We start from the raw sequence: 26,665 nt of genomic DNA, 5'->3' as shown, positions 1-26,665 counted from the left end.
ATCCGGCCCGCCGTTTTCGTATACGCCTACGGCCGCTCGCGGCGCCCCGTGCAGCCGGGGCGCCGGCTCCTCAGCCCTCGACCCCCGGTGTGATCTTCACCGTCCACGCCCCCGACGCCGTCCGGCCCTCCGCCTCCACCCGCACGCCCTCCCCGGGCACGGTGAAGCTCTCCCCGAGGAAGACCGGCGCGTCGGCGAGCGGCGGGTAGACCGAGTTCTCCCAGCAGGCCTCGCTGCCCGGATGGGCGTCCACCACCTGGACCGGCCCGTCGCCGGACTCGGCGCTCCCGCGCACCCGGTAGACGAGGATTCCCTGCCGGCAGGCCAGCCGGTCGTTGCCGGCCGCGCCCCGCGCCTCGAAGGCCAGGGCGCTGTCCGGGCCGGTGCGTACGACGGCCAGCTTGACGCCGTCGCCCAGCCCGAAGGCGGGGGTGCCGCCCGCACCCGCCACCGTGACGCCCGGCCCGGCCGCGAGGGGCTCCAGGGTGAGCCGGGTCGGGGCGGCGCCGCGCACGCACACCACCTGGCGCGGGCCCAGCCAGCCGAGCCGCCACTTGTGCCAGCCGAACAGGTCCGGCGCCAGCCCGAACTGGCTGCCCATCAGGTCCCAGTCGCCGACGTAGGTGTCCCAGTCGCCCTTGCCGTCGACCGGGCGGTGGTACAGGTCGGGCAGGTCGAAGACATGCCCGGTCTCGTGGGCCAGCACCAGCCGGTCCGGCGGGTGGTGCTCGAACACCGTGACGACCCGGCGGATGTCCGTACCGTCCACACGCAGGGGCGTTTCGAGGTTCACCACCTTCGTGGCGTCCGAGTCGACGCCGGGCGCGTCCGGATCGGCGACCAGGTACACGACCGGGTAGCGCGAGAAGTCGACCTCCTTGTCGGCCACGGCGAACGCGTCCCGCAGATAGGCGGCCCGGTCCTCGGCGCTCCAGTCCCGCCGCATGGCGTACGACGTCGACGGGCGCGGCATGCGCAGCCAGTGCTTCAGCGGGTGCGGGCGCAGCGTGAACTTGCCGTAGGACGCGCGCTCGTAGAAGCGGCTGGTGGCCGGGAAGTGGTCGGCGGTCAACTGGGCGGGGGTGGTCCGCGGGGTGGAGTCCGGGAAGGACAGGAACACCAGTACGGCGTCGAGTGCGCCGGTCGGCCGGGCGTAGGCGGCGTTCCAGCCGTCCACGCCCTCGGAGTGGTGGGCCTCGGTGCGGTGCAGCGCGCAGGGTGCCGTCGAGAACGGCTCGGCGGCCGACGGATCGCTGAAGATCGAGGTCGCGGCGAGCGCCGACATCGTGGTGAACACGGCGGCGGTGCTGCGCAGCTTGGGCACGGGCATGACCTCCGGGTGCGGTTCGCGGGATCCGCACCCAGATTGCTGGTATTCACCGCGTTCTGCCCTGTTTGCCTGCGCCAGAAGGGTGAGCGCGCCCCCGTCGTACGCCAGCGCGCCCCGGCGCCCGACACCCCGAAACACTCACGGAACGTCACAACTGGTCGGGGGGCCCCCAGAACCCGTCCAGGTGCGGGCAGAAACGATCTGTCAGAACCTGTGGTCGGTCGGGGAGACTGGACATCGGCTGGAAGGGCCCGGGGCCAGCCTCTATGATCGGCACACTTTCCGGCACGGACAGGCACGGACACAGATCGAGTGCACTGCGGGAGCGAGCGGTGAGCGGAACGTCCGAAGGGCCGACGCCCGCGGCAGACCTCGACCGGTCAGCCGTCACAGACAGTCACCACACCACCTACCACCGTGTCTTCGCGACCGCGCCGCTCGCCATGGCGGTCGTGGCCCCCGAGGGCTACGTCACCAGCGCCAACGCCGCCCTCGGCGAGCTGCTGGGCACCGACCCGGACACCCTCGTCGGGCGGGTCGCCGCCGACCTGGTGGACCTGGCCTCCGACGCCCGCAGCTGGCACGCCTACCGCGAGGTGCTGCGCGGCCGGCAGGCCCGCCTGCGCTGCACCCGCCGGCTCAAACGCCCCGAGGGGCACTCGGTGTGGGTGCAGGTCACCATCGCCCCGCTGACCGGCGGCGAGCCCGGCGTCCTGATGTCGGTCGCCGACATCAGCTCCCGCCGCGAACTCCAGGCCCAGCTGCGGCACTTGCAGATGCACGACCCGGTGACCCGGCTGCCCAACCGCACCCTGTTCTTCGAGCGCCTGACGGCCGCGCTGGAGGCGGAGTCCTACGAGCAGAGCGGCACCGGCCGGATCGGCCTGTGCTACCTGGACCTCGACGGCTTCAAGGCCGTCAACGACACCCTCGGCCACCGCGTCGGCGACCGGCTCCTGGCGGCCGTGGCCGAACGCCTCACCCGGGTCGCCGACGAGGCCGGGTACGCCCGCGCCGCGACGCCCCTGGTGGCCCGGCTCGGCGGCGACGAGTTCGCGCTGCTCGTGGAGGACTCCACCGGCACCGAGCAACTCGCCGACCTCGCCGAGTCCGCGCTGAAGGCGCTGGAGGAACCCTTCGACCTGGCCGGGCAGCGGCTGTCGTTGACCGCATCCATCGGCGTCGTCGAACGACACGCGGCCGGTACGACGGCAACGGGCCTGATGCAGGCCGCCGATACGACGCTGTACTGGGCGAAGGCCGACGGCAAGGGCCGCTGGACCCTGTTCGACCCCGAGCGCAACGCCCACCGGATGACCCGTCAGGCGCTGTCCTCCACGCTCCGGCCCGCCATCGAACGCGGCGAGTTCGTCCTCGACTACCAGCCGCTGGTCGCCATGGAGGACGGCCGTCTCAACGGGGTGGAGGCGCTCATCCGCTGGCATCACCCGCAGTTCGGCACCTTGACGCCGAATCGGTTCATCGGATTGGCGGAGGAGGACGGCTCGATCGTGCAGCTCGGTCGCTGGGCGCTCGCCACCGCCTGCCGGCAGGCCCGCCGCTGGCAGCTGGACCGCCCCGGCGAACCGCCCATCTTCGTCAGCGTGAACGTCGCCGTACGGCAGGTGTGGGACTCGGACCTGGTGGCCGACGTGGCCCAGGTCCTCGCCGAGACCGGGCTCGCCCCGCACCTGCTCCAGCTGGAGCTCACCGAGTCCGCGGTGATGGGCTCGGCGGGCCGCCCGCTCCAGGCGCTCCAGGCCCTGAGCGACATGGGTGTGCGCATCGCCATCGACGACTTCGGCACCGGCTACTCCAACCTCGCCTATCTGAGCCGGCTGCCGGTCTCCACGCTGAAGCTGGACGGCTCCTTCGTCCGCGGCTTCCAGTACGAGGGCGACAAGAAGGCGGTCGCCCCCAACCCCGCCGACGAGGTCATCGTGGAGGCGATGATCCAGCTCGCCCACCGGCTCGGCCTGACGGTCACCGCCGAGTGCGTGGAGACCTCCGCGCAGGCCACCCGACTGCGCCGGATCGGCTGCGACACCGGGCAGGGCTGGCTGTACTCCCGCCCGGTGTCGCCGGATCGTATCTCCGAGCTGCTGGGGGAACAGACCTACGCGGTCGGCAACCCGTAGGCGTCCGCGATCAACTCGTACGAGCGCAGCCGGAGTTCGCCGCGGTGCGCGTGCGAGGTGAGCATCAGCTCGTCGGCGCCGGTGCGCTTGTGCAGATCGTCCAGGCCGGCGCGGACCTCGTCGGCGGTGCCGTGCACGATGTTGGCCGTCCAGGAGGCGACGAACTCCTCCTCCATCGGGCTGAAGCGGTGACTCTCCACGTCCTCGGGGTCCGGGAACAGGCCCGGGCGGCCGGTGCGCAGCCGCAGCATGTTCAGCGCCACCGCGCGGCTCTGCCGACGGGCCTCCCGCTCGTCGTCCGTCGCGATCGCGGAGACACCGATGAGGGCGTACGGCTCGGCCAGCACGGCGGAGGGCCGGAAGGTCTGCCGGTACAGGTCCAGCGCCGGGAGGGTGTTCCGCGCCGAGAAGTGGTGCGCGAAGGCGAACGGCAGGCCCAGCATGCCGGCCAGCCGGGCACTGAAGCCCGAGGAGCCGAGCAGCCAGATCGGCGGACGGTGCGGGGACTGGACGCCGCCGGGGGCGGTGCCCTGCACGGGGCCGGGGATCGCGTGGATACGGCCGTACGGGTGCCCGTCCGGGAAGCTGTCGTCCAGGAACCGGGTCAGCTCCGCGAGCTGCTCCGGGAAGTCGTCGGCGCCCTCGTTCAGGGTGTCGCTGCGGCGCAGGGCGGCGGCGGTCGCCCCGTCCGTGCCCGGCGCCCGGCCCAGACCCAGGTCGATCCGCCCCGGCGCCATCGCCTCCAGCGTGCCGAACTGCTCCGCGATCACCAGCGGGGCGTGGTTGGGCAGCATGACACCGCCCGAGCCGAGCCGGATGCGCTCCGTGTGGGCGGCGAGGTGCGCGAGGATCACGGCGGGCGAGGAGGAGGCCACGCCGGGCATGGAGTGGTGCTCGGCCACCCAGTACCGGTGGAACCCACGGGCCTCCGCGAGCCGGGCCAGCGCGACACTGGTACGCAGCGCGTCCGTCGCCGTACTGCCCGCGCCGACGGTCACCAGATCCAGTACGGAGAGGGGAACGGGGGCACTGCCGCGCCCGGTCCCCCGGATCTCCCCTGCCTCGTCTGCCACCACGACCTGACCCTCCTGTCCCGACCACAACCTGCCCCGCCGAAAACAGGAGGGACTCCCCGGTTATTCCGGGGGGCGGTCAGGGGCGCCAGACCACCCGGTGTTCCGCCAGATGGGAGAGGACCGCGTGGTTCGCCTCCCAGCCGTCCGGGAACTTCACCAGGGTGCCCAGCTGGACCGGTTCCGTGGCGGGGTAGTCGTCCAGGAGGTCGGTCACGCCGGCTCGGCAGATCATGATGCAGGCGTGGCGGTGGCGGGAGGCCAGGACGCACAGGCGGCCGGTCTCCAGGTGGAACGCGGTGGCGTCGGGGCGGCCGGAGAGCGGGTGCAGGACGACCGTGACGTCGTACTCGCGGCCCTGGAGACGGTTCGCGGTGTCGACGGTGACGTCCGGCACGCCGACGTCGGCCAGGGCCGCGCGGACCGCCGCCGCCTGGTCGCGGTGGGCGGTACCGACGGCGATCCGGTCCGCCGTGAGGGGCGCCGGCTCCGGTGCGCGCTCCGAGACCGCCGCGCCACCCCGCTCCAGCAGGCGCCGGACGACCGCCGCGACCGCCCGCACCGCCTCCGGGTCCGTGCGCGGGGTGTGCCGGGCGGGCAGCTCCAGCAGGCCCCAGCCGGACTCCGCGGCCTCGTCGATCACCCGGTCCGGGCCGGAGCCGTCGGAGGGGACGGCGAAGGTCAGCCGGCGGTCGCCGTGGGACGTGCCGCTGCGGAAGGGGGTGTAGGGGTAGAAGGCCGTGGAGACCAGGGGGGCCGCCGAGGCCGGGAGGCGCCAGGAGACCGGGAGGCGGTGCTGGGGGAGGTCCGGGTTGTGGGCCAGCAGCGTGCTGACCGCGGAGGCCGAGGGGTCGTACGACAGGCCCGCCCACTGCTCGCTGCCGACGATGGAGAAGGGGTCCAACTGCCCCGGGTCGCCCACGAACAGCGCCCGCTCGAACAGGCCGGCCACGGCGAGCAGGGAGTCCGAGCGCATCTGGTACGCCTCGTCCACGATCGCGTGCGGCCACGGCTCGTCCACCTTCACATGCGCCCACTTCGCGGCGGTGGACAGCACGACCGGCAGGCCGTGCAGCTCGGCCGCCTTCGCCGACGTACGGACCTGCGGCAGCGCGTCCAGCGCCTTGTCGTACGCGTCGGTGTCGCTGCTGTGCAGCCGGCCGACGGGCAGCTCGGCGTTCTTCTCGGCGAGCCGCAGCACCAGGTCGTCCACCTGGGCGTTGGTCTGCGCCACCACCATCAGCGGGCGGCCCGCGTCGGCGAGTTCCAGGGCCGCGCGGACCACCAGGGTCGACTTGCCGGCGCCCGGCGGCGAGTCCACCACCACGCCCCGCCGGTCACCGTGCAGCGTGTCGTCGAGGATCGCGTCGGTGGCGCGGCCGGCCTCGGCTCCGGGGTCGAAGTCGACGGTCGTCACAGCACATCCTCCTGAGTCACGGGATCGGGGGCCTCCGGCGCCGGTTCACCCGGCGGGCCGCCGTGCGTCCAGGGCGTCTCCTCCGGGTCGGGCAGCTTCGCGCCACCGCGCTGCTCGTGCTCGAACAGCGTGAAGCAGACCCGGTCGCCCTTCTCCGGCACCGACCCCGGCTCGGGCTCCTTCCCCCGGCCCATCCGGTCCAGGATCCGCAGGACGAACACGCCCTCGGCCTCCTCGCCCACGAACTCCGCCGACTGCGGCTTGCCGCCCAGCGAGCGGAACACCCGCGCCCGCGCCGCGAGATGCGGCCGGTCCTGCGTGCGGACCGTCACCAGCGGGCGCGGACTCGGCCGTCTGCCCTCGCTGTACGCCATCGCGACCTCGGTCACCTCGCCCGCGAACGCCTCCCCGGCCAGCCGCCGCCCCGCCATCACCAGCGGATCGTCCAGCGCCTCCTGCGCCTCCAGCCGGGCCTGCTCCCGCTCGCGCGTGGCCAGCTTGTTCGCCGCCGTCACCGCGTCGTCCCGGCGCGGCTGCGGGGGCTCCCCGGCCAGCACCCGGTCCCGGTGCGCGGTGAACGACCAGCGGTCCCGGGTCCAGCGCCCCTCCACATGCGCGCCGGCCGGCAGCGTCCGCAGCAGGTCCAGGCCCCGCCACACCGCGTCCCAGGTGGGCCGGGTACGGCTTTCGACCAGGTCGCGGACCTCCCGCTCGGCCCGGGTGAGCGCGGCCAGCCGGCCGTCGGCCTCCAGCGGGTCCTCGGCGGCGGCCAGCGCGGTCCGCGCGCGGTCGTAGCGCTCGATCGCCGGGGCCAGCAGCCTGTTGTCGAACGCCGGGTCGGTGGCGGGGCCGGCCGGCGGGCACAGCAGCTGCCCGTCGGCGTCCCGGGCGAGTTCGGCCCGGCGGGCGGCCTCGGCGCCGGTCAGGCCCTCAGGGGGGTCGATCCAGGCGAGCAGCGCGCCCAGGTGCTGGTCCTCCAGGCCGGACTGCCCGGTCGCCCAGTGCCGGGACAGCACCTCGGTCAGGGCGAGCAGCAGCGAGGAGCCGGGGACCCGGGCCCGCTCGCCGTAGTGGGTGAGCCAGCGGCCGAGCAGCGGCACCCGGGGCGGCGCCGGATAGGGCGCGTCCGGGTCCTGCTCGGCGGTGCGCCGGAACCGCATCGAGCGGCCCAGCAGCCGGACGAGGTCCAGGCCGGTGCGGCTCGGCACGATCAGCTGGGGCGCGTCCGCGCACAGCTCGGCCGCCACCTTGACCCGCTTGCCGGTCTCCGGGTCGGTCTCGGTGCGCTCGGCCTCCTCCACCGACCGGGCGTACGCGTCGATGTACGGCAGGACGACGTCGGCCAGCTCGGCCAGGAACGTGAAGCGCAGATCGCGGTCGCGGGGCTGCGGCACGACCAGCAGGCGGGGCGCGTCCCGGTCGGTGCCGACCAGCGCGCCGAGCGGGGCGCCGGTCTCACCGGCCGTGGTGAGCGGCACGAACACCAGGGGGCGGTCGGAGAGATGCCGGTGCCGGACGGTCGCCGCGGGCTGCGCCCGGCCGCTGCCGACGGCCTCCAGCCGGGCGAGGGTGGTGATCAGGGACACGCGGACACCTCCGCGGCCATCGCCAGCGCCTCCGCGCGCAGGGCCGCGGCCCTGCGCAGGGCGGCCACCGCGGGGTCGTCCGGGTCGCCGCTCTCGCCGCGGGCGGCGGCCAGCACCTCCCCGACCGTGGCCAGGCCGCCCAGTTCGGCCCGCAGGGGCCGGCCGAGACGGGTGACCGCGTCGGCCGCGCGGGCCCGGTCCCGGCAGTGGAAGGCCAGCTCGCAGGTGGACAGGCACTCGGGCGCGTACGCCGCGGGTACCGCCTCCACGGCCGCCGTCAGCTCCTCGGCGGGCCGGTCGGGCGCGAAGCACGTGCCCTCGGGCAGCGCGCCGGCGAGGTCCTCGATGCGGGTCAGCCGGGCCAGCTGGCGAGCCGTGACGGCACGCTGCTTGCGGATGTCGACGGCACAACCGGCGGGCAGGTTCGAGAAGTCCTTCGGGCACACCAGCAGCACCCGGTGCCGCACGCGCGGGGCGGGATCCAGTTGCGCCGCGACCTCCTCCAGGGCGAGCACGTACACCGCCGCCTGCCGGGCCGCCGCGCCCACCTTCGCCGGGTCCGCGGAACCGTCCACCATCGGGAAGGACTTGATCTCCACCACCGACCAGCCGCCGTCCGGGTGCACCACCACCGCGTCCGGCTCCAGGAAGGCCGGCGAACCCGCCACGTCCAGGGCGAGCATCGGATGGTCCAGCAGCGTCCAGCCGCCGGCCCGCGCGGCCTCGCGCAGCGCCAGCGCCGTACGGGCCGTACGCCCTTCGGGGCCGTGCGCGCTCAGGTCGGGTACGGCCGCCCCGGCGGGCGGTTCGGCGCCCGGGTCGAGCCGGGCGTGCACCAGCCGCAGCAGCTCCGCGCCGCCGTCCGCCTTCACCCGCGCCTCGAACGCGTTGCCCCGGGTCAGCGCGAACTGCGACTGACCGAAACCCGACGGCGCGCCGAGCGCCGTCGCCAGCCGGGCCTTGTCCACCCCGGCGCCGTCCAGGACCGCACGCCGGGCGCACCCCGGGTTCGCGGCGAGCGCGGCGAGGGCACGGGCGTCCAGGGCTCTGGCCGGTACGTCGGGACCGCGCAGCTCAGCGAGCCGGTGTCGGAGTCCCTTCGCCCGCGTCGCTGGGGGAGGCGTCCGGTGCGGCCGCGGGGTCGGGCCGGGACTCGCGCTGCCGTGGAATTCGCTCACCCGCCGAAGTCTGGCACCCGGCACTGACAATCGGGGAACCCGTGCCCTGCGGGGCCGGTGCGGTGCCGCGGGACAGCCGGACGCGGACCAGGTCCACGGCCCGCATCACCCGCGGCGCCAGCAGCAGGCCGGCGCCCATCACGGCGACTCCCGCGGCCGCGTCCAGGAAGTAGTGGTTGGCGGTGCCCATGACCACGATCGCGGTCAGCAGCGGATAGAGAACACCGAGGACCTTCGCCAGGCGGGTGCCGCCGTACCGCCACAGCATGACCCCGCACCACAGCGCCCAGCCCACGTGCAGGCTCGGCATCGCCGCGTACTGGTTGGTCATGCCGCCCATGCCGCGCGGGGCGCTGGCCTCGCCGCCCCACCAGCCGTACGAGCTGTACTGGGCCATCGTGTCCACGAAGCCGTGGCCGGCGGAGAGCAGGCGGGGCGGGCTGGTCGGCAGCAGGGTGAAGCCGATCAGGCCGATGAACGTGGACGTCATCAGCCAGGTGCGAGCCGCCCGGTAGTGCTCGGTGCGGGTCCGGAACAGCCAGACCATGATGACCGGGGTGACCAGGTAGTGCAGCGAGGCGTACCAGAAGTCGGCGGGCACCCCGAGCCAGGGCTCGCGCGTGAACAGCCGGTTCAGCGGGTGCTCGGCGTTGAGGTGCAGGGCCTTCTCGAAGCGCAGGATCGCCAGGCCGTGGTCGACGGCGGTGCCGACGTCACCGCGCGCGAGGAGCCGGCCGGCCGAGTAGCAGCCGTAGACCAGCAGGATCAGGGGCAGCTCGGTCCACCAGCGCAGCCGGGTTCGCGGGACCGCCTCGGTGCCCGGTGTCTCGGTCTGCGGCATCCGATCGCCCTCCCCCTTCTGCTGTACGGCGCCCCGGCGGGCGACCGTGCCACTTTACGGTGTCCCTGCTCGGCCCATGAGGGCAGCTCCGGACACCCTGGACGGGTTCCAGTCCACGAAGACGCCGGGAGCGCCCGGCGGGTTGCCCGGGACCGGGGTGCGCGATGATGGAAGGACCGCATCCACTTGTCCCCGTCGGCTCGTCCCCCCGTCCACGTGTCCGCACCCACCCCTTCCGGGTCCTCGTCCCGGAACCGCTCGCTCCTCGGAGAGGTCTCGCATGGCACCGCGCATCCTGCTGGCCCGGCACGGACAGACGGCCTGGTCGCTGTCCGGCAAGCACACCGGCAGGACCGACGTGCCGCTGCTGGAGGAGGGGCGGCGCGGGGCCAAGCTGCTCGGCGAGCGGCTGCACCGGGCGCCGCTGGACGGTCTGGCGGGCGCCGAGGTGCGCACCAGCCCGCTCTCCCGCGCGCGGGAGACGTGCGAACTGGCCGGCTTCGGCGACCGCGCCACGACGTGGGACACGCTCATGGAGTGGGACTACGGCGCGTACGAGGGCATGACCCCGGCCGGGATCCAGGCCGTCCGGCCCGGCTGGCTGATCTGGCGGGACGGGGTCCCGGAGGGCGAGACCCTCGCCGAGGTCACCGCGCGCGCGGACGAGGTCGTCGCCTGGGCCCGCTCGGCCGACCGTGACGTCCTGGTCTTCGCCCACGGGCACATCCTGCGGTCGATCGGCGCGCGCTGGCTGGGTCTGCCGCTGGACTTCGCGGCGCGCATACGGCTGAACCCGACCTCGCTGTCCGTCCTCGGCTGGGCCTACGGGGCTCCGGCGATCGAGAGCTGGAACGACCTGGGGCACCTGGCGGGCTGACGGGCCGGCCGCCGCTCCCGGACCGGAGGGGTGCCTACGCCCGCCGGGGCAGCGAGGCGTGGCGGTCCAGGAACTCCGACACCCCCGAGGCCCGCCGGTGCGGCGACAGCACCCGCGCGGTCCCCGCGAGCATCGTCTGGATGCGGGAGGACTGCACCTGGTCGAGCAACGACAGCACCCGCAGCCCCGCCTCCGCCGCCTCGTCGGGTCGGCCCTCGCGGGCGAGGTCGTCGGCCAGCTCGGCGGTGTAGAGCGCGATATTGCGGGTGAAGTGCGGATCCTGCAGCCGCGCCGCCCGCCGCGCGTGCCGGGACGCCCGCCCCCAGTCGCCCAGCGTGGACCAGCACTGCGCCTCCAGCCCCTCCAGCTCGGCCTCTCCGTAGAAGCTCATCCACTCGGGGTCGGCGTCCGAGCGGCCCCGCGCGAAGAGGGCCTGCGCGCGGGCCAGCGCCCGCGCGCAGCCGGTGCGGTCGGCGAGCCCCGCCCAGCCGCCCGCCTCGCGCAGCGCGAGCAGGGACATCAGCCGGTCGGAGCCGAGCGGCCGGGCGGCGCGCTGCGCGGCCTGCGCGGCCCGCACCGCCTCCCGGGGGCGCCCGGTGTCCCGGGCCAGGAACGCGGTGTTGCAGAAGGCGTGCGCCTCCAGGGCCGGGTCGCCGGTCATGCGGGCGGTGGCCAGCGCCTCCGCGTAGTGCGAGCGGGCGTCGTCGAAGCGCCCGGAGTCGTGGGCCAGCCAGCCCACGGAGATGGCGAGTTCACCGGCGCCCGCGTGCAGCCGGTCGGCGGTGGTCTGCCGGGTCGCGCCGGCGTCGAGCAGCGCGTAGGCGGCGCGCAGCGGAGCGGCCGCGCGCCGGTAGAGGCCGTCCGCGCCGTGCCGGTCGTCGAGCACCCGGATCCGGCGGACGGCCTCCTCCAGCGCCGCCGCCTCGGGGGTGCCGGCCCGCCGCGAGGGCCGTCCGGCCGCCGCCGCGCCGGTGGTGAGCCCCAGCGGGGCCAGCGTGGCGGCGGCCACCGTGGCGCCTCCGCCGGTCATGAATGCGCGACGCAGCACGTCGCTCTCCTCGTGGTTCAGGGGGACTTCCGCACCGGGTTCGTGCGGTTCATGCGATGCGTGCGGTTCATACCGTTCACGCCGTTCGTACGGATCGTGCGTGCCCTGCGTGTCGTAGCGGACATACGGATTCCCGGTCCCGCCCGTTTCACCGTGCGCCGTGCCCGCGGCCCGGGGCCGCGGCGTCTCCACGGCCGTGCGCGCCGCGCGGCCGCGGACGGACGAGCGGGGGGCGAAGCCGAGGTCGGTGAGGGTGCGGCCGGGGAACATGTGCAGGAACACCCGTTCGTACGCGTAGTTGGGGCAGCGGATCTCACCGGCCTCGACCCGGCCGATGTAACGCGCGTCACAGCTCACCCGCTCACCGATCTCCCGCGCCGCCCGCCGTACCAGTGCCGCGAACTCGGCCGGTGAACGCCGGCCGCGCAGCCGCCGGAAGGCGAGGTTCGGCCGGGCGGGCCGTTCGGGCTGTGACGAGGTCACGGTTGACGACGCCATGGCCGGGTCCTCTCGTGCGAACCGTCGAACCATGCCGGAACCGGGGTGATTTCGGGGCGGGTCGCCCGTGTGACGCCCTGGTTCCGGCGGGCATGAACGTACCTGCTGTGACGGACCCGCCACGCGGTGTTTGGCTACAAACCGGATATCTCCCCCACGATCTGCCATGAAGTGCCATCCTTTGCGGCGCACTTGTGCCGTTTCCCTTGACGGGCTCGCGCGTTGGACCCCATGGACCGCAACAGGGCTGTGTGGTGGAGGCCGGCATGGAGACCAGCCAGGGCAACGAACCGTGTACGTCGCTGTCGTCACCGTCGTTGTCGCCGTCGTTGACGTACCCGGCGGCTGACGCGGCGTGCGACCTCGTGACGGTACCGACCCGGCAGGGGCTGGAGGCGGTCGACATCCTGCGGCGGGCGGCCGCGGACGCGGTGGGGCCCGTGCTGCACGACGACGGCTGCGGCACCCTCGGCTTCCTGGTGCCGGCCGGTACGGCCGCCGGCTGGGACCTGCCCGGCAGCACCTGCACCGAGACGGACGGCCGCGGGCTGCGGACGGCCCCCGAGTCGCCGGTGGAGGGCTCCGACTGGCTGCTGCCGCCCGGCGAGGCCGACCTCGCCACCGACCCGGTGGTGCTGCGCCGGGCCCTGGGCGAGGCGGCCCGCCTGATCGAGGCCGCCGACAACTGCCGCTGACGCCCCCGCCCGCGGGTGCCGGCGCCCGCCCGGGGCCGCAGGCGGCCGCCCGAGGCCGCAGCCGCTCGCGGCGGCTGCGAAAATGGCCCCATGGGCAGGTCCAGGAACACGCGGCGCGGGTCGGCCGCCACCGTCGAGGAGCCGGTCGAGGGCGGGACCGCGCGGCTCGTGCCCGACCCGGACCGCGGCCGGGCGTGGACGCTGCTGATCGACGGGGCGCCCCAGTCGCACGTCGACCTGGACGACCCGGCCCACCTCTCCTTCGAGTACCAGCGCCGCCTCGGCCATGTCATCGACCTCGTCGCACCGCCCGGCAGGCCCGTGCACGCGGTGCACCTCGGCGGCGGCGCGTTCACCCTCGCGCGGTACGTCGCCGCGACCCGGCCCCGCTCCACCCAGCAGGTCGTGGAGCGGGACGCGCGCCTGGTCGAGCTGGTCCGCCGCGAGCTGCCACTGGACGCGAACGCGCGGATCCGGGTGCGCGCCGTCGACGCGCGCGCCGGCCTGGCCAAGGTGCCGGACGGCTGGGCCGACCTGGTCGTCGCGGACGTCTTCAGCGGCGCCCGCACTCCCGCCCACCTCACCTCCACCGAGTTCCTCGACGAGGTCCGCCGCGCCCTGAAGCCCTCCGGTGTCTACGCGGCCAACCTCGCCGACGGCCCGCCGCTCGCGCACCTGCGCGGCCAGATCGCCACCGCCGCCGCCCGGTTCGGCGAACTCGCGCTGATCGCCGACGCGGCCGTGCTGCGCGGCAAGCGCTTCGGCAACGCGATCCTGGTCGCCGCCGACCTCCCGCTGCCGCTCGCCGACCTCACCCGCCGCGCCGCCTCCGACCCGCACCCCGGCCGGGTCGAACACGGCAGGCGGCTCACCGACTTCACCGGCGGCGCGCTGCCCGTGACGGACGAGGCCGCGGTCGCCTCCCCGGCCCCACCGCCCTCGGTGTTCCACTAGGGCCACCCGTGTGCCGTCCGACGGCCGCCGCCGACACGGTCCTTCACGCCACCGAGAACCGGCGCCGGCCGGCCGGTCAGTAGGTGAGCACCTGGACCCGCGGTGGCCCGTCGTGCCAGGTGCAGAACACCGACACCCGGTCCGTGCCCCGGCTGAACTCCACCCGGATCCAGCTCTGCGTCGTCCACACCTGCATCGCCCAGCCGGTCCCCGGGGTCGCCGAGACCAGCGTCGCGTCGGCCGGCCCCAGGTCGAACACCGCCCGGCCGCCGTCCGTGTCGTAGGCCCTGACCCGGCCCGACGCGGTGGCGCCGGAGGACGGGGAGGGGGCGGGGGACGGCGTGCGGGCCGGGGTGCGCGCCGGCGCCGGCGTCGGCTCCGGCGCGGCCGGCCGCTCGTGCGACCGGGTCGGGGAAGGCGAGGGCGTCCGGGACGCGGGCCGCGAGCCCTGGGTGTCCGCGCCGGCCGCCGTGACCGGCAGGGCGCGCGGCGGGTCGTACACCGTCCCCGCCATCACCGTGTGCACGCCCCACCACGACAGCGTGACCGCCGCTCCGGTCGCCAGCAGCCACGCCAGTACGTGGACGAGTCCTCTGCGCATCGCGGGCCATCCTGCCCCAGCGGTACCGCCTGTGCACATGCCCCGGGTTGTCCACAGGCGCCCGCCGGGGTGGGCCGCATGGCGTACGGTGCGGCGCATGGCAAGTGTGCTCGTGGTCGAGGACGACCAGTTCGTGCGCTCGGCGCTCATCCGGCACCTGACCGACGCCGCCCACACCGTGCGCAGCGTCGGTACGGCACTGGAGGCGCTGCGCGAGGTCGCCCATTTCCGCTTCGACCTCGTCATCCTGGACCTCGGACTGCCCGACCTGGACGGCTCCGAGGCGCTGAAGATGCTCCGTGGCATCACCGACGTGCCCGTCATCGTCGCCACCGCCCGGGACGACGAGACGGAGGTCGTCCGGCTGCTGAACGCGGGCGCGGACGACTACCTCACCAAGCCGTTCTCCGTCGAGCACCTCTCCGCCCGGATCGCGGCCGTGCTGCGCCGGGCCCGTTCCGCCGGTGCGGAGCCCGCACCCCCGGCCGTCCTGCGCGTCGGCGGCCTCACCGTCGACCCGCTGCGCCGCCAGGCCGAGTTGGACGGCGTCCGGCTCGACCTCACCCGACGCGAGTTCGACCTGCTCGCCTTCCTCGCCGGCCGCCCCGGGGTCGTCGTGCCGCGCCGGGAACTGCTCGCCGAGGTCTGGCAGCAGTCCTACGGCGACGACCAGACCATCGACGTCCATCTGTCCTGGCTGCGCCGCAAGCTGGGGGAGACCGCCGCCCGGCCGCGCTATCTGCACACCCTGCGCGGTGTCGGCGTGAAACTCGAACCCCCGTCGGACCCCTCGGCGGACGGGCGGGTCCCGTGATGAGGTGGGCCCTGGTCAAGGTCTGCCTGGCGGTCACCACGATGGTCGTGGTCGCCTTCGCCGTGCCGCTCGGCCTGGTCGTCAAGGAGATGGCCCGCGACCGCGCCTTCGCGGCCGCCGAGCGGCAGGCCGCCGCGGTCGCGCCCGCGCTGTCCATCACCACCGACCGGGACAAGCTGGAGCGGGTGGTCGCCTCGGCCGGCGCCGGCCCCGAGATGGCCCTCCACCTGCCCGCCGACGGCGGCCGGCCCGCCCTCGACCTCGGCCGGCAGCGCGCCGCCGCCCGCGACATCCAGGCCGTACGGAGACTGGGCCGCGCCTCCACCACCACCGTGCCCGGCGGCTCCACCCTGCTCCAGCCGGTCGCGCTCGGCTCCGGCGCCATCGCCGTGGTCGAGGTGTACGTCCCCGAGTCCGCGATGACCCACGGCGTCGGCACGGCCTGGGCGGTGCTCGCGGCCGTCGGCCTCGCGCTGACCGTCGGCTCGGTGGCCGTCGCCGACCGGCTCGGGGTGCGCATGGTGCGACCCGCCCGGCGGCTGGTCGAGGGCGCGCACGAACTGGGCGAGGGCAGACTGGGCGCCCGGGTACGGGAGGAGGGCCCGACCGAACTCCGGCTCGCCGCCGTCGCGTTCAACTCCATGGCCGACCAGGTCGTGCAACTCCTCGCCAACGAGCGGGAGCTGGCCGCCGACCTCTCGCACCGGCTGCGCACCCCCCTCACCGTCCTCAGGCTGAACGCGGCCTCCCTCGGCGCCGGGCCGGCCGCCGAGCAGACCCGCGCCGCCGTCGCCCAGCTGGAGCGCGAGGTCGACACCATCATCCGCACGGCCCGCGAGGCCAAGCCGCAGACGGCGGCCGCCGGACCGGGCGCCGGCTGCGACGCGGCCGAAGTGGTCCGTGAGCGCATGGAGTTCTGGTCCGCGCTGGCCGAGGACGAGGGCCGCACGTGGCGGGTGGCCGGCGTGGACCGGCCGGTACGCGTACCCGTGGGCCGCCCCGACCTGGCCGCCGCCCTCGACGCCCTGCTCGGCAACGTCTTCCGGCACACCCCCGAGGGCACCGCCTTCGCGGTCGACGTGCACAACGGCGAGGACGCGGTGATCGTGCTCGTCTCCGACGGAGGCCCCGGCATACCCGACCCCGAGGCGGCGATGGCCCGCGGCCGGGGTTCCGGGACCACCGGCTCCACCGGCCTCGGCCTGGACATCGTGCGCAGGCTCGCCGAGTCCACCGGCGGTGACGTCCGCATCGGCGCCTCGGTGCTGGGCGGCACGGAGGTGCGGGTCCGGTTCCAGCTGGACGCGCGGGGGCCGGCCGGGCGAAGCCGGCGGGGGGTCGCGCGCAGGCGCCGGCCCCGCGGACTGGTCTCGACCTTTAACCGCCCCCGATCCCTCCCTTAAGCGAACCCTAAGGTCTCCAACGACCGCCCGTAACCAGCCGTTTGTCCAGTTCCCGCTCGCTAGCGTGCTGCCGCACCCCACCCCCGTGAACAGCGAAGGCAGGCACGCGCATGAGCACGCACCGGCGCAGGATCAGTGGCAGGAACAAGGCGATAGGCGGCCTGGTGGCCGCGGCCGCGGTGGGCGGCGGTGCGGTCCTGCTCACCGGCACCGCGAACGCGGCCGGGGTGAACGCCGCGTACACGAAGACCAGCGACTGGTCCACCGGGTACACCGCCCAGTACGTCGTCACCAACAACACCGGCCAGGCCGAGAAGACCTGGACGCTGGAGTTCGACCTCCCCGCGGGCGCCACACTCGGCTCGCTGTGGAACGGCGAGTCCCGCGTGAGCGGCCGGCACGTCACCGTGAAGCCGGCCACCTGGGACACCGACGGCCTGGCCCCCGGCAAGTCGGTGACCGTCGGCTTCACGGTGACCGGCAGCGGCGACCCGACCGGCTGTCGTATCGACGGCACCCGGTGTTCCGCGGACGGCGGCCCGACCCCCGAGCCGAGCGGCCGTCCGACCCGGACCACACCGGCCCCCACGCCCACCAAGCCGACCGCCACCGCCACGCCCGCCCCCACGACCACCTCCACGGGCGGCACCGGAACCGGCACCGCCGGCTCCGCAGGCTTCGCCCCCTACGTCGACACCAGCCTCTACCCGGCCTTCGACCTCCACGGCGCCGCCGGCGCCACCGGCGTGAAGAACTACACCCTGGCCTTCCTCACCGACGGCGGCGGCTGCACCCCGAAGTGGGGAGGCGTCACGGACCTGACCGGCGACGCCGTGGCCGCGCAGATCGGCTCGCTGCGGGCCGAGGGCGGTGACGTGCGGGTCTCCTTCGGCGGCGCCTCCGGCTCCGAACTCGCCACCACCTGCTCCTCCGTGGACGCGCTGGCGGCGGCCTACGGCAAGGCGGTCGACGCGTTCAAGCTGACCAAGGTGGACTTCGACGTCGAGGGCGGCGCGCTGCCGAACACCGCGGCCAACACCCGCCGCGCCCAGGCCATCGCCAAGCTCCAGACCCAGCACCCCGGCCTGGACGTCTCCTTCACCCTCCCGGTGATGCCCGAGGGCCTCACCCAGGACGGCGTGAACCTCCTCGCCGGCGCCAAGGCCGACGGCGTGCGGATCGGCACCGTCAACATCATGGCGATGGACTACGGCGCCTCGTACAGCGGTGACATGGGCACCTACGCCGAGCAGGCCGCGACGGCCACCCAGGCCCAGGTCAAGAGCGTGCTGGGGCTGTCCGACGCCGCCGCCTGGAAGACCGTCGGCGTCACCCCGATGATCGGCGTCAACGACGTCTCCTCCGAGGTCTTCACGGTCGAGGACGCCACCCAGCTGGTGAACTTCGCCCGGTCCAAGGGCCTCGGCGGGCTCTCCATGTGGTCCGCGACCCGCGACCAGCAGTGCGCGGGCGGCACCAAGCCCACCGCCGACGCCACGTGCAGCTCGATCCTCCAGGAGAAGTCCGCCTTCGCGAAGGCGTTCGGGGCGTACAAGGGATAGCCGGCCGGACCGGACGACCGGCTTCGCCCCCCGCGTCCGGTGACCGCGGCCGCGGCCCGCCCCCCGACGGGCCGCGATCCACGTGCTAGACCGAGGCCACCTGCGGCAGCACCCCCGTCCGGGCCGCCTCCCCGTACCACCGCGCGCTCGACTTCGGGGTCCGCTCCAGCGTCGCGTAGTCCACGTACACCGCGCCGAACCGCTTGCCGTAGCCGTACGCCCACTCGAAGTTGTCCATCAGGGACCACAGGTAGTAGCCGCGTACGTCGGCGCCGTCCGTGATCGCGCGCCGGACCGCCGACAGGTGGCCGTGCAGGTAGGCGATGCGCTCGGGGTCGTGGACCCGGCCGTCGGGGTCGGGCTTGTCGTCGTAGGCCGCGCCGTTCTCGGTGACGTACAGGGGCAGGCCCGGTGCCTCGCGCGTGTAGCGCATGATCAGGTCGTACAGACCCGTCGGGTCGATCGTCCAGCCCATCTCCGTGCGGTCGCCGGGGGTCTGGTGGAAGAGGATGTCGTCCCCGGCCGGCCAGGGCGAGTGCTCGCTGGAGCCGTGGCCGTCCGCCCGGGGCCCCTTGACCTCACCGGACGCGGCCGAGACCAGGGTGGGCGTGTAGTAGTTCAGGCCCAGCGCGTCCAGCGGGGCGTGGATCGTGGCGAGGTCGCCGTCGAGGACGTAGGACCAGTCGGTCACCGAGCGCGTGGCCTCCAGCAGCGACGCCGGGTAGGCGCCGTGCAGCATCGGGCCGTGGAAGACGCCATTGGCCAGGTCGTCGATCCGGCGGGCCGCGGCCAGGTCCGCCGGGTCCGGGGAAAGCGGCCGGACGACCGAGGAGTTGAGGCTGATCGCGATCTGGTTGCGGGCAGGCATCGCCGCCCGCAGGGCCGAAGCGGCCAGCCCGTGCCCCAGGTTGAGGTGGTGGGCCGCGCGCAGCGAGGCCGCCGGGTCGGTGCGCCCGGGCGCGTGCACCCCGGAGCCGTACCCCAGGAAGGCGCTGCACCAGGGCTCGTTGAGGGTGATCCACTGCTCCACCCGGTCGCCCAGCGCGGCCCCGACCAGCTGGGCGTACTCGGCGAACCGGTACGCGGTGTCCCGGGCCGGCCAGCCGCCCGCGTCCTCCAGCTCCTGCGGCAGGTCCCAGTGGTAGAGGGTCAGCGCCGGCTTGATGCCCCGCGCCAGCAGCTCGTCGACCAGCCGGCGGTAGAAGTCCAGCCCCCGCTGGACCACCGGCCCCCGGCCCGTCGGCTGCACCCGGGACCAGGAGACGGAGAAGCGGTACGCGGTCAGGCCCAGCTCCGCCATCAGCGCCACGTCGTCCCGGTAGCGGTGGTAGTGGTCGACCGCGACGTCCCCCGTCTCGCCGCCGGCCGTCTTGCCCGGCGTATGGCTGAAGGTGTCCCAGATCGAGGGGGTGCGGCCGTCCTCCCGCACCGCCCCCTCGATCTGGTACGCCGAGGTCGCGGCGCCCCAGAGGAAGGCGGGAGGAAACGTCACGGACGAAACGGAGTCAGACATGGAAGCGCTCCCATGAACGGTCGGAAGAGCCGACGGATGAAGTGGGGGAGAAGGAGGGAGAAGGGGGCCGGGCCGGCGGTGACCCGGCCCCCGAGAAACCGGCGGGCGGATCAGCCCTTGATCGCGCCCTGCATGATCCCGCCCACGATCTGCTTGCCGAACAGCAGGAAGGCGACCAGCAGCGGCAGCGTGCCGAGCAGCGCGCCCGCCATGATCACCGCCTGGTCGGGGACGTACCCGGTGCCGAGCGAGTTCAAAGCCACCTGCACGGTCGGGTTCTGCTGGGTCAGGGCGATGATCGGCCACAGGAAGTCGTTCCAGGCGAACACGAACGTCAGCAGGCCCAGCACCGCCATCGCGGGCCGCGCGGCCGGGAAGACGACGTGCCACACGATCCGCAGGCTGCTCGCCCCGTCCACCCGGGCCGCCTCGATCAGCTCCGACGGCAGCGCCTGCACCAGGTACTGCCGCATGAAGAACGTACCGAACGCGGTCACCAGGCTCGGCAGGATCACCGTCTGGAGCTGGTTGGACCAGCCCAGGTCCGACATCCACAGGTACAGCGGTACGACGGCCAGCTGCGGCGGGATCATCATGGTGCCGATGGTCAGCAGCAACAGCACGCCGGAGAACCGGAACCGCAGCTTGGCGAAGGCGAAGCCGGCCAGCGTGGAGAACAGCACCGTGCTCACCGTGATGGTGCCCGCCACGATCACCGAGTTCAGCATGGCGGTACCGAGCCCGGCCTGGTCCCAGGCCGCCTGCAGGTTCCTGAAGAGGTTGCCGCCGAACCACAGCGGCGGCGGGGTCTGGGCCAGCCGCCGGTCGGTGCGGGAGGCCGCGATCGCCGTCCACACCAGCGGAGCCAGCGAGACCAGCGCGAAGACGGCCAGCACCAGGTAGGTCACCGGGCCCGCGTGCAGCTGCTTGCCCGCGCCCATCCGGCCGCGGCCGCGGCGCCGGCCCGCCTGCCGGGGCAGGGTCAGTTCAGTGGTGGTCATTGGGACTTCCTCAGCCGTCGGGTGAGCAGCAGGTTGACCGCGGCGATGATCAGCAGGATCAGGAACATCGACCAGGCGATAGCGGAGGCCTTGCCGAGGTTGCCGATGATCCAGCCCTGGTCGTACATGTACAGACCGAGGGTCTGGTACTGGTGCTCCGAGCCGCCCTTGGACCCGCTGACCCCGCCGAACAGCAGCGGCTCACCGAAGAGCTGGGTCGCGCCGATGGTGGAGACGACCACGGTGAACAAGATCGTGGGCCGCAGCTGCGGAACGGTCACGTGCCGGAACTGCTGCCAGCGGTTGGCGCCGTCGATCGCCGCCGACTCGTACAGGTCGGCCGGGATCGCCTGCATGGCGGCCAGGTAGATCAGCGCGTTGTACCCGGTCCACCGCCAGATCACGATGGACGACACCGCGAACTGCGAACCCCAGTCGGACTCACGCCAGTTGACCGGGTCCACCCCGAAGAAGTGCAGGACCCAGTTGACCATGCCGCCGTCCCACGAGTACAGCAGCGTGAACACCAGGGTCGCCGCCGCCACCGAGGTCGCGTACGGGGTCAGCATCACCACGCGCCACACGGTCGAGCCGCGCAGCCTGTAGTTGAGCAGGTGCGCGAGCCCGAGCGCGGCCAGCAGCTGCGGCACGGTCGAGATGACGCCGATGCTCAGGGTGTTCTTGAGGGCGTTCCAGAAGAAGTCCGAGGACAGCAGGTTCCTGTAGTTGTCCAGGCCGGCCCAGGTCTGGTGGTCGAGCGCCGACAGCTGCACGTCGTGCAGCGAGTACCAGGCCGTGTAGAGCAACGGGACCAGCGAGAAGGCCCCGAAGAGCACGAAGAAGGGGGCGACGAAGGCGTACGGTGCCGCCTTCGTGTCCCAGCGGTAGAGCCGGCTGCGCCAGGAGTCGGGCGCCGCCGGCGCACCACGACCGCGAGCGCCCCGGGCCGCGCCCGGCGGGGTGCCGGGCGCGGCCTCGGCGCTCGACGCGGGATGCGCGAGAGCCTGCTTGGAGCTGCTCACTGGCCGAGCACGTCCTTGATCTCGTTCTTCGCGGCGTCCCAGCCCTGCTCGGGCGACTTGCCCTTCTGCTCGACCTGGAGGATGCCGACGTCGGTCAGCGCGGTGTTGATCGGCTGGTCCTTGATGCCGAAGTACTGCACCGGGATGGTCTTCGCGGAGTCGGCGAAGATCTGCGTGATCGGCGCGTTCGAGAAGTACGCCATGGTGTCCGCGGCCGGCTTCAGGTTCGCGTACGCCGACGGGGTCGACGGGAAGCTGGCCTGCTTGGCGAAGACCTTGGCCTGCTGCTCCGGCGCGGTCAGCCACTTCACCAGGTCGATGGCCTCCTTCTGGTGCTTGCCCGCCGTGGGCACACCGAGGAAGGAGCCGCCCCAGTTGGCCGCGGTCGGGGCCGCCGCCACGTCCCAGTTGCCCTTGCCGGCGTCACCGGACTTCTGCTCGATGTAGCCGATCATCCACGCCGGGCAGGCCACGGTCGCGAAGGTGCCGTTGGCGAAGCCCTGGTCCCACGGCTTGTCGAACTGCTTGAGCTTGGCGGACATGTTGCTGGTGGCGACCGCCATCGCGGTGTCCCAGGACTTCTTCACACCGTCGGACTTGTCCCAGACGATGTTGCCGTCCTTGTCGTAGTAGCGGGTGTCGGCGCCGCCGAGGGCCGCGTTGTAGACCGAGGAGGCGGAATCGACGAACTTCGTGCCGTTCGGCGCCTTCTTCATGTACTGCTTGCCCACGTCGACGTACTTGCCCCAGTCGCCCTTCCACTGGGCGGCCAGCTTGTTGCGGTCCGTCTCCAGGCCGGCCTTCTTGAACAGGTCCTTGCGGTAGCAGATCGCCATCGGGCCGATGTCGGTGCCGAGTCCGATGGTCTTGCCGTCCTTGGTGGTGGCCTGCGCGAGCTTCCAGCCCAGCCACTGCGACTTGTCGACCTCCTTGCCGAGGTCCACGAACTTGTCCGCCTGGGTCTGCACGGCCTCGGTGATGTTGCCGACCTCGATGGCCTGGACGTCGTCGGTGCCGGAGCCGGCCTGGAGGCGGGTGAGCACCTTCGGCCAGTAGACGTCGGTACGCGTGGTGACGTTCTCCTTGATGGTGATGTCCTTGTGGAGCTTCATGTACTCGTCGTAGAGGCCGGCCTGCTTGTAGCCGAAGACGCCGAAGGTACCGACGGTCAACGTGATCTTGCCGCCCCCACCGCCGCCGCCCGAGTTGTCGGACGAGCCGTCGTCCGAGTCGTTGGCGCAGCCGGCCAGCAGCCCCGTGGTCAGTGCGGCCACGGCCGCGAGGGCCATCAGCCGCTGGGACCGGCGGATGCTCGTGCGCATTACGTCCTCCTGTTGCCTGACGTGCCGACCCCCCGGCCAACTGCTGGAATTGGGCCCGTTCGTACTCGCTGCGGCTCGGGCGGGGAACGTGCGGGATGTGTAGGTGTCAGGTACTGTGGGAGCGCTCCCACCAGTGATGTGTTGAAGGGTCGTCGGTTCCCGGCGGGGTGTCAAGGGAGCGGACAGGGCGAACCGCGTTCAGTTATCTGCCTGTTAACTGCCCAGGCGGCGCCGCCTGGTACCGCTCACCACTCTGGCCAGGACTGTTAGATTCCAGCCAGAACAGACATGGCGTGAGAAAGGCGGAGCCCATGGCAAGCCACGGAGGGCGGGGCCGGAGCGGAGGGCGGCCCACGCTCGAAGAGGTCGCCGCGCGGGCGGGGGTCGGGCGGGGCACGGTCTCCCGGGTGATCAACGGCTCCCCCCGGGTCAGCGACGCCACCCGCGCCGCGGTCGAGGCCGCCGTCGCCGAACTCGGCTACGTCCCCAACACCGCCGCCCGCGCCCTCGCGGCCAACCGCACCGACGCCATCGCCCTGGTCGTCCCCGAGCCGGAGACCCGGTTCTTCGCCGAGCCGTACTTCTCGGACATGCTGCGCGGGGTCGGCGCCGAGATCTCCGACACCGACATGCAGTTGCTGCTGATCTTCGCGGGCAGCGACCGTGAGCGGCAGCGGCTGGCCCAGTACCTGGCGGCCCACCGCGTCGACGGCGTCCTGCTGGTCTCCGTGCACGCCGACGACCCCCTCCCGGACCTGCTGGCCCAGTTGGAGATCCCGGCCGTGATCAGCGGCCCGCGCTCGGCGGCGGAGTCGCTGACCTCGGTGGACTCGGACAACTTCGGCGGGGCCCGCTCGGCCGTGGAGCACCTGCTCGGCCGGGGCCGCCGCCGGATCGCCCACATCACCGGCCGGCTGGACGTCTACGGCGCCCAGCGCCGCGTCGACGGCTACCGCGAGGCCCTGCGCGCCGCGGGCCACCCGGCCGACGACCGGCTCATCGAGCCGGGCGACTTCACCGAGGAGGGCGGCCGCCGGGCGATGACCCTCCTGCTGTCCCACCACCCCGACCTGGACGCGGTCTTCGCCGGCTCGGACGTGATGGCGGCCGGCGCCCGCCAGGTGCTGCGCGAGGCGGGCCGCCGCATCCCGGACGACGTCGCCCTGGTCGGCTACGACGACTCGGCCATCGCCCGCCACATGGACCCCCCGCTCACCAGCGTCCGCCAGCCCATAGAGGAGATGGGCCGCGCGATGACGGACCTCCTCCTCACCGAGATCGCAGACCGGCGCCCGCCCGCGTCCCGCGGTCTGGACCGCCGTCGGGCGGTACTCCCGACGGAACTGGTGATCCGGGCGTCGTCGTAGCGGGGTCGGGGGGCCGACAGCCCCCCGGCGCAACGCGAACAGCCGGTGACCCCGTCTTGCGACGGGGTCACCGGCTGATTACTCAGGGTGAGTGACGGGACTCGAACCCGCGACATCCTGGACCACAACCAGGTGCTCTACCAGCTGAGCTACACCCACCACGACCGGCGGTTGAACTCGTCGTTTCCCCGACCGGCCGAGAAGAAGTCTACAGGGTCCCGAGGGGTGCTCGCGCACGGGTTTCGCGCGGGCGGCCGGGCGGGCCCGGGGGAGCCCGCGCGGGCGGCTACTGCGCGGGCAGGACGTGCTTGGCGGCGATCGCCCGGGCGGTGTCGGAGTCCGGGCCGGGCTGCGGCACGAAGACGGCCTCGCGGTAGTAGCGCAGTTCGGCGATCGACTCGCGGATGTCGGCGAGGGCCCGGTGGTTGCCGTTCTTCTCCGGGCTGTTGAAGTACGCCCGCGGGTACCAGCGGCGCGCCAGCTCCTTCACCGAGGACACGTCGACGATCCGGTAGTGGAGGTAGTCCTCCAGCGTGGGCATGTCCCGCAGCAGGAAGCCCCGGTCGGTGCCGACCGAGTTGCCGCACAGGGGGGCCTTGCCGGGCTCCTTCACGTGCTCCTTCACGTACGCCAGCACCCGCTCCTCGGCGTCCTTCAGGGTCGTACCGTTCTCCAGTTCGGCGAGCAGCCCGGACGCGGTGTGCATCTGACGCACCACCTCCGGCATCGTCTCCAGCGCCCGGTCCGGCGGGCGGATGACGATGTCCACCCCCTCGCCGAGTACGTTCAGCTCGGAGTCGGTGACGAGGGCGGCCACCTCGATGAGAGCGTCGTCGGACAGCGAGAGGCCGGTCATCTCGCAGTCGATCCACACCATGCGATCGTTCATGCGTCTCACCTTACGGCGCCGCGCACCGAGCCGGGCCGACCGTGCAGCGACCTCACCGGTGCGCGGACCGGCCGGAGGGGGGGCGGAGCCAGGCTCCGCCCCCCTCCGGCTCGCGCTGCGCCGCTCGTTCAGTTGCCGCTGCGCGGTCCCGGCAGCAGGCCCACCGCGCCGGCCGCGGTGCGGCGGGCCTGCAGCGGCACCCCGCCGTCCCGGGGGTCGTGCAGCAGGGCCGGTGGCGGGCCCAGCGGGCCGGGGCCGGACAGGCCCGCGGGGGCGCCGGGGGACGGCAGCGCCGGCTCGGCCTCACCCGGCCGGTCGCCCTGCGGGCGACGGGCCCGGTAGGCGGCCCGGTAGGCGGCCGGGGACGAGCCGAGCTGGCGGCGGAAGTGGCCGCGCAGGGCCACCGGGGAGCGGAAGCCGCACCGGCCCGCCACCTCGTCCACCGAGTAGTCGGACGTCTCCAGCAGCCGCTGCGCCTGGAGCACGCGCTGCGTGATCAGCCATTGCAGCGGCGCGCTCCCGGTCAGCGAACGGAACCGGCGGTCGAACGTACGGCGGCTCATGTAGGCGCGTGCCGCCAGGGTCTCCACGTCGAACTGCTCGTGGAGGTGTTCCAGCGCCCAGGCGACGACCTCGGCGAGCGGGTCGGCGCCGATCTCCTCTGGTAAAGACCGATCGAGGTAGCGCTCCTGACCGCCCGACCGGCGCGGCGGGACGACCAGGCGCCGGGCGAGCGCGCCGGCCGCCTCGTTGCCGTGGTCCGACCGCACGATGTGGAGACAGAGATCGATTCCGGCCGCCGTACCCGCGCTCGTCAGCACGTCGCCGTCGTCGACGAACAGCTCACGCGGATCGACGTGCACCGACGGATAGCGCTTGGCCAGCGTCGGTGCGTACATCCAGTGGGTGGTCGCCGGGCGGCCGTCCAGCAGTCCGGCCGCGGCGAGCACGAAGGCGCCGGTGCACAGCCCGACGATGCGGGCGCCCTCCTCGTGTGCCCGGCGCAGCGCGTCGAGTGCCTCCTCCGGTGGCGGTGAGGTGATCGAACGCCAGGCCGGTACGACGACCGTCCCGGCGCGTGAGATCGCCTCCAGCCCATGCGGTGCGGTGAGTTCCAGGCCCCCTGTGGTCCGCAGCGGGCCTTCCTCGCCGGCACACACCAACAGGCGGTAGCGCGGCACGCCGGCGTCCTGGCGGTCGATCCCGAACACCGACAGCGGAATGGAACTCTCGAATATGGGGCCGCCGCTGAACAGCAGCACCGCGACGATCTCCTTGCGGCGTCGCCCGGACAGTTTCCGGGCTGCGGCGTCCGGCGAGGCAGTGGAGTCGTGGCTCATACTGCTAAGCCCCCCTCGGTGGTCGCGGCTCCTCGGTTGTGTCGCTCCTGCACGTTTCCCCTCGGTCCTGCACGAGTCCCCCGCCGTAAGACAGTCAAGATCGAAATCTACTGGCTCCCGCGATCGGGCGGTGACCAGTTCCCCACGCGGCACATTGTCGACATGACAACTTGGCGTGAAGCATTCGATCACGAAG

Annotated in this window: 22 protein-coding genes and 1 tRNA gene; 8 read left to right on the top strand and 15 right to left on the bottom strand. The window is 73.5% G+C overall.

From position 1 onward, the window contains the following. Positions 1-70: 70 nt before the first annotated feature. On the bottom strand, positions 71-1,330 hold the full coding sequence (locus tag ACZ3ZD_RS15145; protein WP_467396843.1) for a M6 family metalloprotease domain-containing protein: 1,260 nt from the start codon (positions 1,328-1,330) through the stop codon (positions 71-73). Positions 1,331-1,662: 332 nt separating this feature from the next. Between ACZ3ZD_RS15145 and ACZ3ZD_RS15140 the strand changes: the two genes are divergently transcribed. Next, complete coding sequence (locus tag ACZ3ZD_RS15140) at positions 1,663-3,468, top strand: putative bifunctional diguanylate cyclase/phosphodiesterase (protein ID WP_467396841.1); 1,806 nt, start codon at positions 1,663-1,665, stop codon at positions 3,466-3,468. Here ACZ3ZD_RS15140 and ACZ3ZD_RS15135 read toward each other — a convergent pair. The 5 genes from ACZ3ZD_RS15135 to ACZ3ZD_RS15115 form a co-directional block, all read right to left on the bottom strand. Further along, the gene (locus tag ACZ3ZD_RS15135; RefSeq protein ID WP_467396839.1) at positions 3,447-4,544 is read right to left on the bottom strand and encodes an LLM class flavin-dependent oxidoreductase; all 1,098 of its coding nucleotides are present in this window, start codon (positions 4,542-4,544) and stop codon (positions 3,447-3,449) included. The two genes, ACZ3ZD_RS15140 and ACZ3ZD_RS15135, sit on opposite strands and share 22 nt — an antisense overlap. 76 nt (positions 4,545-4,620) lie before the next feature. Then, entirely contained in the window at positions 4,621-5,958 is a 1,338-nt protein-coding gene (locus ACZ3ZD_RS15130; RefSeq protein ID WP_467396837.1) for an AAA domain-containing protein, read from the bottom strand. Then, on the bottom strand, positions 5,955-7,544 hold the full coding sequence (locus tag ACZ3ZD_RS15125) for a hypothetical protein (RefSeq protein ID WP_467396835.1): 1,590 nt from the start codon (positions 7,542-7,544) through the stop codon (positions 5,955-5,957). Before ACZ3ZD_RS15125 ends, ACZ3ZD_RS15130 begins: the two co-directional genes overlap by 4 nt. After that, entirely contained in the window at positions 7,535-8,722 is a 1,188-nt protein-coding gene (locus ACZ3ZD_RS15120) for a hypothetical protein (RefSeq protein ID WP_467396833.1), read from the bottom strand. The genes ACZ3ZD_RS15125 and ACZ3ZD_RS15120 overlap by 10 nt, the downstream gene beginning before the upstream one ends. Continuing rightward, the gene (locus ACZ3ZD_RS15115; RefSeq protein WP_467396831.1) at positions 8,619-9,563 is read right to left on the bottom strand and encodes a phosphatase PAP2 family protein; all 945 of its coding nucleotides are present in this window, start codon (positions 9,561-9,563) and stop codon (positions 8,619-8,621) included. Before ACZ3ZD_RS15115 ends, ACZ3ZD_RS15120 begins: the two co-directional genes overlap by 104 nt. A 280-nt stretch (positions 9,564-9,843) precedes the next feature. Between ACZ3ZD_RS15115 and ACZ3ZD_RS15110 the strand changes: the two genes are divergently transcribed. Beyond that, positions 9,844-10,440 carry a histidine phosphatase family protein gene (locus tag ACZ3ZD_RS15110; RefSeq protein WP_467396829.1) on the top strand — a complete coding sequence of 199 codons (597 nt, stop codon included), beginning with the start codon at positions 9,844-9,846 and terminating at the stop codon, positions 10,438-10,440. A 34-nt stretch (positions 10,441-10,474) separates the two neighbouring features. Here ACZ3ZD_RS15110 and ACZ3ZD_RS15105 read toward each other — a convergent pair whose 3' ends face one another. After that, positions 10,475-11,986 (bottom strand): hypothetical protein, encoded by a 1,512-nt coding sequence (locus ACZ3ZD_RS15105; protein WP_467396827.1) that lies wholly within the window; start codon positions 11,984-11,986, stop codon positions 10,475-10,477. 266 nt (positions 11,987-12,252) lie between these two features. Here ACZ3ZD_RS15105 and ACZ3ZD_RS15100 point away from each other — a divergent pair, with 266 nt between their 5' ends. Continuing rightward, entirely contained in the window at positions 12,253-12,681 is a 429-nt protein-coding gene (locus ACZ3ZD_RS15100) for a hypothetical protein (RefSeq protein ID WP_467396825.1), read from the top strand. Positions 12,682-12,771: 90 nt separating this feature from the next. Then, on the top strand, positions 12,772-13,635 hold the full coding sequence (locus ACZ3ZD_RS15095; RefSeq protein ID WP_467396823.1) for a spermidine synthase: 864 nt from the start codon (positions 12,772-12,774) through the stop codon (positions 13,633-13,635). Positions 13,636-13,711: 76 nt separating this feature from the next. Here the strand turns inward: ACZ3ZD_RS15095 and ACZ3ZD_RS15090 are convergent, their stop codons facing one another. Beyond that, positions 13,712-14,236, bottom strand: a complete 525-nt coding sequence (locus ACZ3ZD_RS15090; RefSeq protein ID WP_467396821.1) for a hypothetical protein — start codon at positions 14,234-14,236, stop codon at positions 13,712-13,714. A 97-nt stretch (positions 14,237-14,333) separates the two neighbouring features. Here ACZ3ZD_RS15090 and ACZ3ZD_RS15085 point away from each other — a divergent pair, with 97 nt between their 5' ends. The 3 genes from ACZ3ZD_RS15085 (at position 14,334) to ACZ3ZD_RS15075 (ending at position 18,015) form a co-directional block, all read left to right on the top strand. Next, positions 14,334-15,050, top strand: a complete 717-nt coding sequence (locus ACZ3ZD_RS15085; RefSeq protein WP_467396819.1) for a response regulator transcription factor — start codon at positions 14,334-14,336, stop codon at positions 15,048-15,050. Continuing rightward, positions 15,050-16,453: a sensor histidine kinase gene (locus ACZ3ZD_RS15080; protein ID WP_467396817.1), complete on the top strand. Its 1,404-nt coding sequence runs from the start codon at positions 15,050-15,052 to the stop codon at positions 16,451-16,453. The genes ACZ3ZD_RS15085 and ACZ3ZD_RS15080 overlap by 1 nt, the downstream gene beginning before the upstream one ends. A gap of 110 nt (positions 16,454-16,563) precedes the next feature. Beyond that, positions 16,564-18,015, top strand: coding sequence for a glycoside hydrolase family 18 protein (locus ACZ3ZD_RS15075; protein WP_467396815.1), 1,452 nt, complete (start codon positions 16,564-16,566; stop codon positions 18,013-18,015). Between the two features lie 85 nt (positions 18,016-18,100). On the opposite strand, the gene ACZ3ZD_RS15070 is transcribed toward ACZ3ZD_RS15075, so the two are convergent. The 4 genes from ACZ3ZD_RS15070 to ACZ3ZD_RS15055 all read right to left on the bottom strand — a co-directional run bounded on the left by ACZ3ZD_RS15070 (position 18,101) and on the right by ACZ3ZD_RS15055 (position 22,873). Next, positions 18,101-19,528: a GH1 family beta-glucosidase gene (locus ACZ3ZD_RS15070; protein WP_467396814.1), complete on the bottom strand. Its 1,428-nt coding sequence runs from the start codon at positions 19,526-19,528 to the stop codon at positions 18,101-18,103. Between the two features lie 110 nt (positions 19,529-19,638). Further along, complete coding sequence (locus ACZ3ZD_RS15065; protein ID WP_467396812.1) at positions 19,639-20,529, bottom strand: carbohydrate ABC transporter permease; 891 nt, start codon at positions 20,527-20,529, stop codon at positions 19,639-19,641. Beyond that, the gene (locus ACZ3ZD_RS15060) at positions 20,526-21,551 is read right to left on the bottom strand and encodes a carbohydrate ABC transporter permease (protein ID WP_467396810.1); all 1,026 of its coding nucleotides are present in this window, start codon (positions 21,549-21,551) and stop codon (positions 20,526-20,528) included. The genes ACZ3ZD_RS15065 and ACZ3ZD_RS15060 overlap by 4 nt, the downstream gene beginning before the upstream one ends. Then, positions 21,548-22,873, bottom strand: coding sequence for an ABC transporter substrate-binding protein (locus tag ACZ3ZD_RS15055; RefSeq protein ID WP_467396808.1), 1,326 nt, complete (start codon positions 22,871-22,873; stop codon positions 21,548-21,550). Before ACZ3ZD_RS15055 ends, ACZ3ZD_RS15060 begins: the two co-directional genes overlap by 4 nt. Before the next feature lie 311 nt (positions 22,874-23,184). Here ACZ3ZD_RS15055 and ACZ3ZD_RS15050 point away from each other — a divergent pair, with 311 nt between their 5' ends. After that, positions 23,185-24,240, top strand: coding sequence for a LacI family DNA-binding transcriptional regulator (locus ACZ3ZD_RS15050; protein WP_467396806.1), 1,056 nt, complete (start codon positions 23,185-23,187; stop codon positions 24,238-24,240). A gap of 86 nt (positions 24,241-24,326) precedes the next feature. Here the strand turns inward: ACZ3ZD_RS15050 and ACZ3ZD_RS15045 are convergent. The 3 genes from ACZ3ZD_RS15045 to ACZ3ZD_RS15035 form a co-directional block, all read right to left on the bottom strand. Further along, positions 24,327-24,399: transfer RNA gene (locus tag ACZ3ZD_RS15045), tRNA-His, on the bottom strand. A 127-nt stretch (positions 24,400-24,526) separates the two neighbouring features. Continuing rightward, positions 24,527-25,129, bottom strand: a complete 603-nt coding sequence (orn, locus tag ACZ3ZD_RS15040) for an oligoribonuclease (protein ID WP_467396804.1) — start codon at positions 25,127-25,129, stop codon at positions 24,527-24,529. 128 nt (positions 25,130-25,257) lie between these two features. Beyond that, a complete protein-coding gene (locus ACZ3ZD_RS15035; protein ID WP_467396802.1) occupies positions 25,258-26,469 on the bottom strand; it encodes a helix-turn-helix domain-containing protein in 1,212 nt (403 codons plus the stop codon). Positions 26,470-26,665 lie beyond the last annotated feature (196 nt).

It is taken from the genome of Streptomyces sp. NPDC023481, from assembly GCF_055560195.1.
This window is presented reverse-complemented; position numbering and strand designations above follow the sequence as displayed.

Bases quoted from the DNA above. Each gene is read 5' to 3' on its own strand.
- ACZ3ZD_RS15145 (WP_467396843.1), bottom strand. From the start codon at position 1,330: ATGCCCGTGCCCAAGCTGCGCAGCACCGCCGCCGTGTTCACCACGATG.
- ACZ3ZD_RS15115 (WP_467396831.1), bottom strand. From the start codon at position 9,563: ATGCCGCAGACCGAGACACCGGGCACCGAGGCGGTCCCGCGAACCCGG.
- ACZ3ZD_RS15110 (WP_467396829.1), top strand. From the start codon at position 9,844: ATGGCACCGCGCATCCTGCTGGCCCGGCACGGACAGACGGCCTGGTCG.
- ACZ3ZD_RS15105 (WP_467396827.1), bottom strand. From the start codon at position 11,986: ATGGCGTCGTCAACCGTGACCTCGTCACAGCCCGAACGGCCCGCCCGG.
- ACZ3ZD_RS15100 (WP_467396825.1), top strand. From the start codon at position 12,253: ATGGAGACCAGCCAGGGCAACGAACCGTGTACGTCGCTGTCGTCACCG.
- ACZ3ZD_RS15095 (WP_467396823.1), top strand. From the start codon at position 12,772: ATGGGCAGGTCCAGGAACACGCGGCGCGGGTCGGCCGCCACCGTCGAG.
- ACZ3ZD_RS15090 (WP_467396821.1), bottom strand. From the start codon at position 14,236: ATGCGCAGAGGACTCGTCCACGTACTGGCGTGGCTGCTGGCGACCGGA.
- ACZ3ZD_RS15085 (WP_467396819.1), top strand. From the start codon at position 14,334: ATGGCAAGTGTGCTCGTGGTCGAGGACGACCAGTTCGTGCGCTCGGCG.
- ACZ3ZD_RS15080 (WP_467396817.1), top strand. From the start codon at position 15,050: ATGAGGTGGGCCCTGGTCAAGGTCTGCCTGGCGGTCACCACGATGGTC.
- ACZ3ZD_RS15075 (WP_467396815.1), top strand. From the start codon at position 16,564: ATGAGCACGCACCGGCGCAGGATCAGTGGCAGGAACAAGGCGATAGGC.
- ACZ3ZD_RS15070 (WP_467396814.1), bottom strand. From the start codon at position 19,528: ATGTCTGACTCCGTTTCGTCCGTGACGTTTCCTCCCGCCTTCCTCTGG.
- ACZ3ZD_RS15065 (WP_467396812.1), bottom strand. From the start codon at position 20,529: ATGACCACCACTGAACTGACCCTGCCCCGGCAGGCGGGCCGGCGCCGC.
- ACZ3ZD_RS15055 (WP_467396808.1), bottom strand. From the start codon at position 22,873: ATGCGCACGAGCATCCGCCGGTCCCAGCGGCTGATGGCCCTCGCGGCC.
- ACZ3ZD_RS15050 (WP_467396806.1), top strand. From the start codon at position 23,185: ATGGCAAGCCACGGAGGGCGGGGCCGGAGCGGAGGGCGGCCCACGCTC.
- orn (WP_467396804.1), bottom strand. From the start codon at position 25,129: ATGAACGATCGCATGGTGTGGATCGACTGCGAGATGACCGGCCTCTCG.
- ACZ3ZD_RS15035 (WP_467396802.1), bottom strand. From the start codon at position 26,469: ATGAGCCACGACTCCACTGCCTCGCCGGACGCCGCAGCCCGGAAACTG.